Consider the following 11,925-nt stretch of genomic DNA (forward strand, 5'->3'; position numbering starts at 1 on the left):
CGCCCAAGCCCGCGCCCGGGCCGATGCCGCCGCGCAGGCCCGGGCCGATGAGATCGCCCGCGCCCGCGCCGAAGCCGCCGACCGCGCCCGCCTCGCCAAGGAAGCCCTCGCGCGAGAGAAGGCCGAGGCCGAGGCGCGCGCCCGGGCCGAACGCGAGGCGCGCGAAAAGGCCGCCGCCGAAGCCCGCGCGAGGAAGCTCGCCGAAGCCGAAGCCCGCGCCCGCGCCAAGGCCGAAGCCGAGGCGAAGGCGCGCGCCGAAGAGGAGGCGCGCCGTAAGGCCGAGGCCGACGCCCGCGCCCGCGCCGAAGCCGAAGCCAGAGCCCGCGCGAAGGCCGAGGCGGAGGCGCGCGCCCGCGCCGCTGCCGAGGAGAAGGCGCGCCGCGAGGCCGAAGCCAGGGCTCGCCGCGAAGCCGAGGCTGCCGCCCGCGCCAAGGCCAAGGCCGAGGCCGAAGAGAAGGCCCGTCTCGCTGCCGAAGCCAAGGCCCGCGCCGAAGCCGAAGCCCGCGCCCGCGCGCAGGCCGAGGCCCGCGCGAAGGCCGAAGCGGAGGAAAGGGCGCGCCGCGAAGCCGAGGAAGCGGCACGCAAGGCGGCAGAGGAGCAGGCGCGCAAGGAAGCAGAAGCCAGGGCGCGTGCGGAAGCCGAAGCGAAGGCCCGGGCGGAGGCCGAAGAAGCCGCGCGCATCGCCGCCGAAGAACAGGCCCGCCGCGAAGCCGAGGAAGCCGCCGCCGCCGCCGAGGCCGCGCGCCTTGCCGCCGAGGAACAGGCCCGCCGCGAGGCGGAAGAGGCCGCCGACGCCGAGCAGGCCCGGCTCGAGGCCGAGATGCTCGCCCGTGCCAGCGTCGATGTCGGCGCCAGCTTGCGCCGCCTGATCCGCGAGACCGGACCCGTAAGCCTCGCGCACTTCATGGGCGAGAGCAACGCGCGCTACTACGCCAGCCGCGATCCCTTGGGCGAACAGGGCGATTTCATCACCGCGCCCGAGATCAGCCAGATGTTCGGCGAGCTGATCGGGCTGTGGCTCGCGGACCTGTGGGTGCGGATGGGAAGCCGCAAGCGCATCCACTATGTGGAGCTCGGCCCCGGGCGCGGCACGCTGGCGAAAGATGCGCTGGGCGCGGCGGGGCGCTACGACTTCGCGCCGGAGATCCACTTCGTCGAAACCTCGGCGGCGCTGCGCAAGATCCAGCGCGAGGCCTTCCCCGGCTGCCACCACCACCATGACCTGTCGACCCTGCCCGACGACGCGCCGCTGCTGATCGTCGCCAACGAGTTCTTCGATGCGCTCCCCGTCCATCAGCTGGTGCGCTCGGCGGTCGGCTGGTTCGATCGCATGGTGGGGCTCGATGGCGACAACTTCACCTTCGTCGCCGGAGCCGAGCGGATGGATCACATCGTGCCGCCGAGCTGGGTCAGCGCCGCGCAGGGCGCGATGATCGAGACGAGCCCGGCAAGCGTCGCGCTGATGGCCGAGATCGCCCGGCGCCTGCGCGACCAGGGCGGGGCGGCGCTGGTGATCGATTACGGCCACATGGAGCTGCGCTCGGGCTCGACGGTGCAGGCCTTGAAGGCGCACAAGAAGGTCGACATCTTCGCTCACCCCGGCGAGGCGGACATCACCGCGCACGTCGATTTCGAGCTGCTCGCCCATGTCGCGCAGGAGAACGGGGCGGACCTGATGGGCCTCCAGTACCAGGGCGAATGGCTGCGCCAGATGGGCATCGACACGCGCACCGAGGCGCTCCAGCGGCGCAACCCCGGGCAAGCGCAGGTCATCAAGCGCCAGCGCGACCGGCTGGTCGAGGACAGCCAGATGGGCACCCTGTTCAAGGTGCTCGGGATCTGCGGGCGGCGCTGGCCGTTCGGTGTGGGATTTGAATAAGGATGACGACGATGAAGACCGTAGCGGTTGCACTCACTTTTGCCCTCGCCGCGTTCGCCGTTCCGGCCGCGGCGGCCGAGCCGATCACCGGCCGCTGGGTCACGGCGGAAAAGGATGCGGTGGTCAACATCGCGAAGTGCGGCAAGGCGCTGTGCGGGACGATCGAGCGGTTCCTGATCCTCCCCAAGGGCGGCAAGGACCAGCGCGACGTCAACAATTCCGATCCTGCCAAGCGCACGCGCAAGCTGATCGGCACCCCGGTCCTGACCGGGCTAACCGCCGCCGATGCGCTGTGGAAGGGTCAGGTCTACGACCCCAAGTCGGGCAAGACCTACACCTCCGAGGTGCGCCGCAAGGACGCTGCCACGCTCGAGGTCAAGGGCTGCGTCGGCTTCCTGTGCCAGACGCAGGTGTGGAAGAAGGCGTCCTGATTGTGGCACGCCCTCCGGCGTGCCTTATCCTCGCTCACACGGCCTGACGGCCGCGTCGCTGCGGGCGCGCTTGCGGTCGTGTGCGACCGATCTTGAGCGACCCGCTCCCCTCACGCCTGCGGGAGGGGTTGGGGGTGGGCCTACTTCGTTAGCCCCACCTTCTTCGCCAACGTCTCCGCCGCCTGCTTCGGCGTCAGCTTGCCCGCATCCTCGCGGTCGACCGCGAAGTTCGCCTCGCGCATCGCCTCGACGCCAATCGCGCCGATCAGCGGCTCGAGCGCGGCCACCACGCCCCGGTCCTGCGCGATGCGCGGGGAGAGCATCAGCATCGCATCGTAGCTCGGCAGCGCGCCCGCCGGGTCCTCCAGCACCACCAGCCGGTCCGCCGCGATCCGCCCGTCGGAGGTGTAGGCGCTGATCACGTCGGCCTCGCCCGACTGGAGTGCGTTGTACATGAAGGTCGGCGCGAAGTTGCGGCTGCGCGCGAACCTGAGCCCGTAGGCATCGCGCACCGCGATCCACTCGGGCCGCTCGAAGAACTCCGGGTCGCCGCCGACGGTGAGCTGCGGGGCTTTGGCGGCGAGGTCCGTGAGCGAGGTGACGCCCAGCGACCGCGCCCGCTCCGCGCGCATCGCGAAGGCATAGGCGTTCTCGAAGCCGAGGCGGCCCAGCACCCTGATCCCGGTGTTCTGCGCCTCCCAGTCGCGGATCGTGGCATACATCGCCTCGCGGCCCGGGTTGTCGGTGCGCTTGAGGTAATTGGTCCAGATCGTGCCGGTGTAGTCGACCGAAATGTCGACCGAGGAATTGGCCACCGCCGAATGCACCACCGCGCTGCCCAACCCGTCCCGGTATTCGACCGCGTAGCCCGCCGCCTCGAGCCGCTGGCCGATCAGCTGGGCGAGGATGTACTGTTCCGAGAAGGACTTGGCGGCGATGACGATGCGGCGCTCGTCGCTGCCCGAGCCTTGCGCCCACAGCGCGGCGAGGATGCCGAGCGCCACCACGCCGATGCCGCCGAAGGTCATCCAGCGCCTGCGCCGGGCAAGGCCGACTTCGATCACCCACAGCAGATTGTCTGCCGCCAGCGCCAGTCCCGCGCTGGCGAAGCACCCGGCGAGTACCAGCGCCCAGTTCTGCGTTTGCAGCCCGGCGAAGATCGGATCGCCGAGGCTCGGCTGGCCGATGGTGGTGGCCAGCGTCGCCGCGCCGATTGTCCAGACGCTCGCGGTGCGGATCCCGGCCATGATGAAGGGAGCGGACAAGGGCGCCTGCACCAGCACCAGCTTCTGCCAGCGGGTCATCCCCACGCCGTCCGCCGCCTCGAGCACGCCGGGGTCGAGATTGGCCTGCGCGGTGACGGCGTTCCTCAGGATCGGCAGCAGCGCATAGAGCGTCAGCGCCATCAGCGCAGGGAGGAAGCCCAGGGTCGGCAGCCCCTCGCCGAACACCGCCCGCAGACTCAGCAGCAGCGGGAAGAATAGCGCCAGCAGCGCGAGCGCGGGGATGGTCTGGACGAGGCTCGCAAGGCTCAGCGCGAGGCGCGAAACAAGCGGCGAGCGTCCGGCCCACACCGCCAGCGGCAGGGCAATGAGGATTGCGAGCCCGATCGCGCTCGCCGACAGGACGACGTGCGCCGCCAGCTTGTCGCCGAGGCCGGGAAGGATGTCCCAGATCTCCTCCATCAGGCGCGGCTTTCCAGCACCGCGAGCTTTTCGGCCTGTTCGCGCGGGACGCTGACGAGCCGCTGCGCCACCGCGCCGCCCGCGCCGGCCAGCAGCGCGCGCGGGGTCTCGTCGGTGACGATTGACCCTGCGTCCATCACCAGCACCCGGTCGGCGAGCAGCAATGCCTCGGCCATGTCGTGCGTGACCATGACGGTGGTGAGGCCGAGCCGCTCGTGCAGCTCGCGCACCTTGCGCCCCAGCGCGTCGCGGGTGACGGGGTCGAGCGCGCCGAAGGGCTCGTCCATGATGAGCAGCTCCGGACCCCCTGCCAGCGCCCGCGCCACGCCGACCCGCTGGCGCTGCCCGCCGGAAAGTTCGTCGGGCATCCGCTTGGCGAAAGCAGGGTCGAGCTCGACCAGCGTGAGCAGTTCGGCGACCCGTTCGGGCGGCAGCTTCTCGCCGGCGAGGCGCGGACCGATGGCGATGTTCTCGGCCACCGAGAAATGCGGGAACAGGCCGATGCCCTGGAAGACATAGCCGACCCGGCGGCGCAGCTTTGCGGGCGGCAGAGCGGCAACGTCCTCGCCTCCGAACCGCACCCGGCCCTCGCTGGGGTGGACGAGGGTGTTCACCGTCTTGAGCAGCGTCGACTTGCCCGAGCCCGAGGCGCCGACCAGCGCGACGAAGCTGCCTTGAGCGATGTCGCAGGTCACGCCGTCCACCGCCGTGACCTCGCCGAACCGGCACGTGACGCGCTCGAAGCGGAGCAGGGGCTTGGCGGCGTCCATCCGCGCGAGGATTAGCGGGGATCGTGAGCCTGCGCCAGCGTCCCGGATTGGCCTTTGCGCTGGCCCTTGCTATGCGGGCGCTCTGAACGATCATTTCACCGGCAGGACATAAAATGCGCGCGACCCCCGATTTCGACTTCCAGCTCGGCGAAGCGGCCACCATGATCCGCGACACCACCGCCCGCTTCGCCGACGAACAGATCGCCCCCCTCGCCGAACGCACCGACCGCGAGGACCGCTTCCCCCGCGAGCTGTGGCAGACGATGGGCGAACTGGGGCTGCATGGCATCACCGTCGAGGAGGAATGGGGCGGGCTCGGGCTTGGCTATCTCGAGCACGTGATCGCGGTGGAAGAGGTGTCGCGGGCGAGCGCCAGCGTCGGCCTCAGCTACGGCGCGCACTCGAACCTGTGCCTCAACCAGATCCGCCGCTGGGGGAACGACGACCAGAAGGCCCGGTATCTCCCCAAGCTGATCTCGGGCGAGCACGTCGGCAGCCTTGCCATGTCGGAGGCCGGGGCGGGCAGCGACGTGGTCTCGATGAAGCTGAAGGCCGACGCGGTGCAGGGGGGCTACGTTCTCAACGGCACCAAGTTCTGGATCACCAACGCGCCCGAGGCCGACACGCTGGTGGTCTATGCCAAGACCGACGGCAGCGCAGGCAGCCGCGGGATCACCGCCTTCCTGATCGAGAAGGGCGACGAGGGGTTCTCGATCGGCCAGAAGATTTCCAAGGTCGGCATGAAGGGCTCGCCCACCGCCGAGCTGGTTTTCAACGACTGCTTCATCCCCGAGGACCGCGTGATGGGGCCGGTGGGCGGCGGCGTCGGCGTGCTGATGAGCGGGCTCGATTACGAGCGCGTGGTGCTGGCGGGCCTTCAGCTCGGCATCATGCAGGCGTGCCTCGACACGGTGATCCCCTACCTGCGTGAGCGCAAGCAGTTCGGGAAGCCCATCGGCTCCTTCCAGCTGATGCAGGCCAAGGTCGCCGACATGTATGTCGCCCTGCAATCGGCCCGCGCCTACACCTATGCGGTCGCCAAGGCCTGCGACGCCGGGCAGACGACGCGCTTCGATGCGGCAGGCGTGATCCTGCTGGCGAGCGAGAACGCCTTCAAGGTCGCCGCCGAGAGCGTGCAGGCGCTGGGCGGCGCGGGTTACACCACCGACTGGCCGGTGGAGCGCTACATGCGCGACGCCAAGCTGCTCGACATCGGCGCGGGGACGAACGAGATCAGGCGGATGCTGATCGGGCGGGAATTGATCGGGGCGGCGGGGTAAGCCATGACCGCCCCCACCCTCACCACCAAGCTCGACCGCGATAGCCCCGAGGCCAAGGCCCGCTTCGCGCACAACCACGCTCTCGCGCAGGAGCTGCGTGCGCGGGTGGCGGAAGCCGCGCTCGGCGGGCCGGAGAAGCATCGCGAGCGGCACGTGTCGCGCGGCAAGCTGCTGCCGCGCGAGCGGGTGGAGCGGCTGCTCGACCCGGGTTCGCCCTTTCTGGAGGTCGGCCAGCTGGCGGCCAACGGGATGTACGAGGGCGACGTCAACGGCGCCTCGATCATCACCGGGGTGGGGCGCGTCTCGGGGCGGCAGTGCATGATCGTGTGCAACGATGCGACCGTGAAGGGCGGCACCTACTACCCGATGACGGTCAAGAAGCACCTGCGCGCGCAGGAGATCGCGCAGGAGAACCGCCTGCCGTGCATCTATCTGGTGGACTCCGGGGGCGCGAACCTGCCGCACCAGGCCGAGGTCTTTCCGGACCGCGACCATTTTGGCCGCATCTTCTTCAACCAGGCCAACATGAGCGCGCTCGGCATCCCCCAGATTGCCTGCGTGATGGGCTCCTGCACCGCCGGGGGCGCATACGTCCCCGCCATGTCCGACGAGACGGTGATCGTCCGCAACCAGGGCACCATCTTCCTCGCCGGCCCGCCGCTGGTGAAGGCGGCGACGGGCGAGGAGATTTCAGCGGAAGACCTCGGCGGCGGTGACTTGCACGCGAAGAAATCGGGTGTGGTCGATCACCTCGCCGAGAATGACGAGCACGCGCTCACCATCGTGCGCGACATCGTCAGCCACCTCGCTTCCCCGTTCGGTTCGAGCGCCGTCGCGAACCGTGGGCTGGGGTGTGTCTCGACTTCGCTCGACACGAACGGATTGAAGGAGCCGCGCCCGCCGAAGTTCGACGCCGAGGACCTCTACGCCCTCATCCCCGAGGACGTGCGCGCGCCCTATGACGTCAAGGAGGTGATCGCGCGCCTCGTGGACGGCAGCGAGTTCCACGAGTTCAAGGCGCATTACGGCGCGACGCTGGTCTGCGGCTTCGCCCATATCTGGGGGATGCCGGTCGCGATCCTCGCCAACAACGGCGTGCTGTTTTCGGAGAGCGCGCAGAAGGGCGCGCATTTCATCGAGGTTGCCTGCCAGCGCCGCATTCCGCTGCTGTTCCTCCAGAACATCTCCGGCTTCATGGTCGGCGGGAAATACGAGGCGGAAGGCATCGCCAAGCACGGGGCGAAGCTCGTCACCGCCGTCGCCACCGCCACCGTGCCCAAGGTCACCGTGGTGATCGGCGGCAGCTTCGGCGCGGGCAATTACGGCATGTGCGGGCGCGCCTACTCCCCGCGCTTCCTGTTCACCTGGCCCAATGCGCGCATCAGCGTGATGGGCGGCGAGCAGGCGGCCTCCGTCCTCGCCACCGTCCACCGCGACGCCGAGAGCTGGACGCCCGAACAGGCCGAGGCCTTCAAGGCCCCGATCCGCCAGAAATACGAGGACGAGGGCAACCCCTACTACGCCACCGCCCGCCTGTGGGACGACGGCGTAGTCGACCCGGTGCAAACCCGCGACGTGCTGGGCCTCGCCTTCGCCGCCTGCCTCGAGGCGCCTGTCCCTGAGCGGCCCGCCTTCGGCGTGTTCCGGATGTAGCGCGAAACCCTCTGCCCGCCCCTTGCGTAGCTAACCCATGATAGTCCACAAGGCGGGCTCGCCTTTGGGAGAGGCCAAGCAGTGTCGCATATGGAACCGATCGCCGCACCCGTGCGCGCGCCCACCCTGCTGTCGCGCCTCGTGCGGCGGATCATCCTCACGATCTGGTATGCGCAGGGCTGGAAGGTGGTCGACCCGCTGCCGAAACACCTCAAGAAATTTGTGCTGGCGGGCGCGCCCCATACCTCCAACTGGGACTTCGTGTTCTTCACCGGCGCGACCCATGAGGAGGGCATCCGCCCCAACTTCATGGGCAAGCACACGCTGTTCCAGTGGCCGATGCGCAATTTCATGCTGGATATGGGGGGCGTGTCCGTGGACCGTCGCAGCCGCTTGAACGCCACGGAGCAGGTCGCGGCCGAATTTGCCCGCCGCGATGACCTTGCGCTGGTGATCGCCTGCGAGGGCACACGCAAGTCCGACGGCAAGTGGAAATCGGGCTTCTATCACATCGCCCGCGCCGCCGGCGTGCCGATTGTCCCGGCCTTTGCCGATCATGGCACAAGGATCGTCAGTTTCGGCGAGCCCTTGATTCCCACAGGCAACTATGGCGAAGACCTCCTGAAGATCGCCGAATGGTTTCGCTCCAAGCTGCCCGATTACGAGCGGTTCAAGGTGCTGGAACAGCAGGCGCGGGACATCATCGCGGGCAAGAACGATGTTTGAACTTCTGGCGGTCAACGCCGCCATCCTGATCGTCATCGTGCTGATCCTCTGGGCGATCAGCGTGAAGATCGGCGACGTCTCCTTCATCGACGCCTTCTGGGGTGCGGGGATGGGCTTGCTGGCGGTCATCAGCTGGCTGCGCGTGCCGGGGGGGGCGAGCGAGCTTGCCACCCTCATCATGGCGATGACCGCCGCCTGGGGCTTCCGGCTCGGCATCTACCTGTTCCGGCGCTGGCGCCGCGAGGGCGAGGACCGGCGCTATCGGCGAATGCTGGAGCGCCCCCGCGAACAGGGCCGCTTCGCGAGCCATGCCCTGACCCGGGTGTGGCTGATGCAGGCGGTGCTGCTGTTCCTCGTCTCGAGCCCCGCGCAGGTCGGCATCCTTGCCAGCCCCGCGCCCGCGCCGATCACCCCGCTCGCCTGGGGCGGCTTTGCGCTGTGGTGCGTCGGCGTGTTCTTCGAATGGGTCGGCGACTGGCAGCTTTCGCGGTTCAAGGCCGATCCCGCCAATCGCGGCTACGTGCTCGACAAGGGGCTGTGGCGCTACACCCGCCACCCCAACTATTTCGGCGATTTCTGCGCCTGGTGGGGCATCTGGCTGACCTGTGCCGCCGCCGGCTGGGGCTATGCCGCGGCGACCGTGATCGGGCCCGTCTTCCTCAGCTTCACGCTCACCCGCTGGTCGGGCGTGCCGCTGCTGGAGAAGAACCTGCACAAGACCAAGGGCAACAAATACGCGGTCTACGAAAGGAAGACCTCGGCCTTCTTCCCCTGGCCGCCGCTGGCCTGAGCGGGCCCGGGCACCAGCCCTGCGCGCTTGCTGCGACGCACAAAAATCGACGAGCGACCCTTTATGCCGGCCGGCGCTTGGCCTATGATGCTGCGCGCGCAAGGAGGCGACCGCGATATGCCATTGACCGACACGGCCCGGGAAGCCGAGCGCGAGCGGATCGCGCGTCATGTCCTCGATCTCGTCAAGGAGCGCGGCGCTGAAGTGCCCTGGTCGGTCGCGATGAGCGAAAGCGGCCTGACCCGCGCGCGCTTCGAATCGCTGTTTGCCGATTACGACGATCTCTTCGATGCCGTCGCGCAGACCTGGTTCGCGCCCCAACTCGCGGTGATGGAGGAGGTGCTCGCCTCGAGCCTGCCGCCGCAGCGCAAGATGTATGAATTCTTCTGCCGCCGCTTCGTCATCTCGCGCGAGCGGTTCCGGGCCGATCCGGTGTTCTTCAACACCCTGTGCGAGATGGGCGCGGCCAATTTCGAGCGGGTGAGGAGCTATGTCGACCTTGCCGACCACTACCTGTGCGAGCTGATCGCCGAGGCGCAGGCGGAAGGCTTCTTTGCCGGGCTGGAGATCGACGAGGCGCTGTCGCTGATCAACCAGATGATCTCGAACTACACCCTGCCCGATGCGCTGATCTACCTCGGCGACAAGCTGACCGAGCAGAAGCTGGCGCGGATCGTCGACACGATGTTCATCGGCCTGTCGGGCGAAGCGGGGGCGGATGCGGCGGGCGTGAACGCGCTGAAGGTCGCGTCCTGACGCGCAGACGCGAGGGCGTCAGCGCTTCCGGGGCGGATCGCGCCGGAACTGGAGGACATTGGCGGGAAGCTTGCGCGGCGGCGGCCGCAGGCGCTTCTCGGCGAGCGCATATTTGAGCGCTGCGCCGACCATCACAGCCGAGATCAGCACGATCACCCCCGCCCACAGCCAGTGCGGCAGGCCGATCGCCGCAGCGATCGCGCCGGTGTCCGAGAGCATCGCCTGCCCGCCGATCACCGCCCGCTCGCTGAACAGGTAGTCCCAGTCGCGCAGCATACTCATTGCACCCAGCACGCCCAGGAACTGGAGCGTGAAGCGCTGCCAGGCGGGCGATCCGCGCCAGGCGACGAGGCCGAGGATCGCGGCGACCAGCGGCAGCGCCCACCATCCCGTGGGCGAGCGCACCCAGATGCCGACGCTGGCGAGGATCGCGGCGGCGGACAGCCACAGCACCGCGCGCCACGCCTTGGGGTGGGCGCTGGCGACGATCAGCAAGGCGCCCACCGCGCTCGGCGCCAGCGGGCCTCCGGCTGCGATGGCTGCCGAGACGAAGGCCGAGGCGCGCGGGTCGACCGCGCTCTCGGCCACGCCCGAACCGTTGGCAAAGATCACCAGCTGTTCGAAATGCTGCCCGGTCGCCAGCGCGGCGAAGCCGTGGCCCATCTCGTGGAACCAGGTGGAAAGGATCGTGAAGGGATAGATGAGATAGGCGCCGAACGGCAGGGCGGGGAGCATGGTGACCACCAGACCGGCCACCACCAGCCGCCCGATCGCCTCGCCCTGCGAGCCCGGTCTGACCAGCGGCTCCACCCGGTCAGTCCGCCGCCGGATGATCGGGCGCGTGGCCCGCGCGGTCGACCTGGATGCTGCTCTGGCGCGCCGCCTCCTCGTCAGCGTCGCGCTGTTCGCGCAGGATCGACCAGCTGGCGAGGAACAGCCCGGCGACCAGCGGCCCCAGCACGATGCCCGAAAAGCCGACGAGGCTGATGCCGCCCAGCGTGGTGACGAGGATGATCCAGTCGGGGATGCCGGTGTCGCGGCCGACGAGGATCGGACGCAGCACGTTGTCGGCAGAGGAGATGACGAAGAACCCGGTCAGGAGCACGAACAGCCCTTGCCACGTCTGGCCGGAGATCAGCAGCCAGATGCCGGCCGGCACCCACACCGCGCCCGAGCCGATGACCGGCACCAGCGCGAAGATCGCCATGATCACCCCGAACAATAGCGCCGAAGGCACGCCCGCGATAACCAGCGTCAACCACCCCAGCGCGCCCTGCACCAGCGCGACGACGCCGGTGCCCTTGATCGTCGCCCGAACGATGCCGAGGAACCGCTCGGTCAGCCGGTCGGCGATGCTGCGCTCCACCGGGACGGCGCACAGCACGGTGCGCCCGATCCGCTCGCCATCGCGCAGGAGGAAGAACATGACGTAAAGCGCCACGCCGAAGGACAGGAAGAAGGAGAGCGCCCCGCTGCCGATCGACACCGCCTGGGTGGCGATCAGCCCGGCGCTTTGGGTAACGAGGTCCTGGATGCGGGTCTGGACCATCGTCACGTCGGCCCAGCCGTTGCGGTCGACCACGTCGCGGGCGAAGCGCGGCAGGCTGGTGTAGACCGCATCGAAGATCGCCGCGAGGTTGGGCGGGTTCTTCTGGAGGGTGCCGACCAGCACCAGCGCCTGTTCGGCCACCAGCGAGCCGATCCAGATCGCTGGGCCGATCACGACGAGGAAGATCACAAGGAGGCTCAGCGCCGCCGCCGGATTGCGCCGCCCCTTGAGCTGTCGCAGCATCCAGCGGTAGAGCGGCTGGAACATGATCGCCGCCAGCGCCGCCCACAGCAGCGGCTGGAAGAACGGCCACACGATCACCGTCATCAGCAGGGTGACGACGGCAAGGACGATCAGGAAGCTGGCCTGTTGCAGGTCCTGGGTGCGGCGCGCGTGACGGTTCATG

At 69.1% G+C, this 11,925-nt stretch carries 11 protein-coding genes; 7 read left to right on the top strand and 4 right to left on the bottom strand.

The window, feature by feature from the left end; genetic code table 11:
* Both OPU67_RS16355 and OPU67_RS14840 read left to right on the top strand, forming a co-directional pair.
* The coding region (locus tag OPU67_RS16355) for a class I SAM-dependent methyltransferase (protein ID WP_324255373.1) at positions 1-1,879 on the top strand (1,879 nt) is incomplete at its 5' end.
* Between the two features lie 11 nt (positions 1,880-1,890).
* Positions 1,891-2,310 carry a DUF2147 domain-containing protein gene (locus OPU67_RS14840; protein ID WP_267620997.1) on the top strand — a complete coding sequence of 140 codons (420 nt, stop codon included), beginning with the start codon at positions 1,891-1,893 and terminating at the stop codon, positions 2,308-2,310.
* Positions 2,311-2,450: 140 nt separating this feature from the next.
* On the opposite strand, the gene OPU67_RS14845 is transcribed toward OPU67_RS14840, so the two are convergent.
* A complete protein-coding gene (locus OPU67_RS14845) occupies positions 2,451-3,995 on the bottom strand; it encodes an ABC transporter permease/substrate-binding protein (RefSeq protein WP_267620999.1) in 1,545 nt (514 codons plus the stop codon).
* Positions 3,995-4,765, bottom strand: a complete 771-nt coding sequence (locus OPU67_RS14850) for an ATP-binding cassette domain-containing protein (RefSeq protein WP_267621000.1) — start codon at positions 4,763-4,765, stop codon at positions 3,995-3,997. The genes OPU67_RS14845 and OPU67_RS14850 overlap by 1 nt, the downstream gene beginning before the upstream one ends.
* 113 nt (positions 4,766-4,878) lie before the next feature.
* Between OPU67_RS14850 and OPU67_RS14855 the strand changes: the two genes are divergently transcribed.
* The 5 genes from OPU67_RS14855 (at position 4,879) to OPU67_RS14875 (ending at position 9,970) form a co-directional block, all read left to right on the top strand.
* The gene (locus OPU67_RS14855) at positions 4,879-6,045 is read left to right on the top strand and encodes an acyl-CoA dehydrogenase family protein (protein WP_324255374.1); all 1,167 of its coding nucleotides are present in this window, start codon (positions 4,879-4,881) and stop codon (positions 6,043-6,045) included.
* A gap of 3 nt (positions 6,046-6,048) precedes the next feature.
* Complete coding sequence (locus OPU67_RS14860; RefSeq protein WP_267621002.1) at positions 6,049-7,698, top strand: carboxyl transferase domain-containing protein; 1,650 nt, start codon at positions 6,049-6,051, stop codon at positions 7,696-7,698.
* A 90-nt stretch (positions 7,699-7,788) separates the two neighbouring features.
* Positions 7,789-8,424, top strand: a complete 636-nt coding sequence (locus OPU67_RS14865; RefSeq protein ID WP_267621004.1) for a 1-acyl-sn-glycerol-3-phosphate acyltransferase — start codon at positions 7,789-7,791, stop codon at positions 8,422-8,424.
* A complete protein-coding gene (locus OPU67_RS14870; protein WP_267621006.1) occupies positions 8,417-9,214 on the top strand; it encodes a DUF1295 domain-containing protein in 798 nt (265 codons plus the stop codon). Before OPU67_RS14865 ends, OPU67_RS14870 begins: the two co-directional genes overlap by 8 nt.
* A gap of 117 nt (positions 9,215-9,331) precedes the next feature.
* Positions 9,332-9,970, top strand: coding sequence for a hypothetical protein (locus OPU67_RS14875; protein WP_267621009.1), 639 nt, complete (start codon positions 9,332-9,334; stop codon positions 9,968-9,970).
* Positions 9,971-9,988: 18 nt separating this feature from the next.
* Here the strand turns inward: OPU67_RS14875 and OPU67_RS14880 are convergent, their stop codons facing one another.
* Positions 9,989-10,780: a M50 family metallopeptidase gene (locus OPU67_RS14880; protein WP_267621011.1), complete on the bottom strand. Its 792-nt coding sequence runs from the start codon at positions 10,778-10,780 to the stop codon at positions 9,989-9,991.
* A 4-nt stretch (positions 10,781-10,784) separates the two neighbouring features.
* Positions 10,785-11,924, bottom strand: a complete 1,140-nt coding sequence (locus OPU67_RS14885) for an AI-2E family transporter (protein ID WP_267621013.1) — start codon at positions 11,922-11,924, stop codon at positions 10,785-10,787.
* Position 11,925: the final 1 nt, after the last annotated feature.

The sequence above is a fragment of the Erythrobacter sp. WG genome (assembly GCF_026586795.1).
Lineage (GTDB): Bacteria > Pseudomonadota > Alphaproteobacteria > Sphingomonadales > Sphingomonadaceae > Erythrobacter.

What these genes read in the sequence shown, in the direction of transcription:
- OPU67_RS14875 (WP_267621009.1), top strand. Translation starts at nt 9,332, where the DNA reads ATGCCATTGACCGACACGGCCCGGGAAGCCGAGCGCGAGCGGATCGCG.
- OPU67_RS14855 (WP_324255374.1), top strand. Translation starts at nt 4,879, where the DNA reads ATGCGCGCGACCCCCGATTTCGACTTCCAGCTCGGCGAAGCGGCCACC.
- OPU67_RS14865 (WP_267621004.1), top strand. Translation starts at nt 7,789, where the DNA reads ATGGAACCGATCGCCGCACCCGTGCGCGCGCCCACCCTGCTGTCGCGC.
- OPU67_RS14885 (WP_267621013.1), bottom strand. Translation starts at nt 11,924, where the DNA reads ATGAACCGTCACGCGCGCCGCACCCAGGACCTGCAACAGGCCAGCTTC.
- OPU67_RS14870 (WP_267621006.1), top strand. Translation starts at nt 8,417, where the DNA reads ATGTTTGAACTTCTGGCGGTCAACGCCGCCATCCTGATCGTCATCGTG.
- OPU67_RS14850 (WP_267621000.1), bottom strand. Translation starts at nt 4,765, where the DNA reads ATGGACGCCGCCAAGCCCCTGCTCCGCTTCGAGCGCGTCACGTGCCGG.
- OPU67_RS14840 (WP_267620997.1), top strand. Translation starts at nt 1,891, where the DNA reads ATGAAGACCGTAGCGGTTGCACTCACTTTTGCCCTCGCCGCGTTCGCC.
- OPU67_RS14860 (WP_267621002.1), top strand. Translation starts at nt 6,049, where the DNA reads ATGACCGCCCCCACCCTCACCACCAAGCTCGACCGCGATAGCCCCGAG.
- OPU67_RS14845 (WP_267620999.1), bottom strand. Translation starts at nt 3,995, where the DNA reads ATGGAGGAGATCTGGGACATCCTTCCCGGCCTCGGCGACAAGCTGGCG.